Source organism: Colwellia marinimaniae (assembly GCF_002207865.1).
In the GTDB taxonomy this organism is placed as follows: domain Bacteria; phylum Pseudomonadota; class Gammaproteobacteria; order Enterobacterales; family Alteromonadaceae; genus Colwellia; species Colwellia marinimaniae.
The window spans coordinates 1-231 of the sequence record NZ_BDQM01000559.1; the positions used below are offsets into that span (position 1 = coordinate 1).

1 protein-coding gene is annotated in these 231 nt (G+C 42.0%); it reads right to left on the reverse strand.

Annotated features, from left to right (window positions below; genetic code table 11):
* Positions 1-231 (reverse strand): alkaline phosphatase PhoX (locus tag MTCD1_RS20490; protein WP_143760244.1); only part of this gene is annotated, 231 nt, incomplete at both ends.

Below are 231 nucleotides of genomic sequence, written 5' to 3' on the forward strand. Positions count from 1 at the left end.
TTTCTTCACAAGTCAGGTAAGTACCCCATGGCGTATATCCATTACCACAGTTATTTAATGTGCCTCTGACTTTATCGCCAGCGGGAGAGAAAGGCGTTTCAAGTAACGTTTTATCAGCCACTGGAGCGCTAATATCCATAGTAGTAGCACCAGTAAAGCGGCGATTATGGCTATCATTTTTAACTACCTCCCAAATACCATTAGTTTGCTTAATACGGACAATTGTCACTC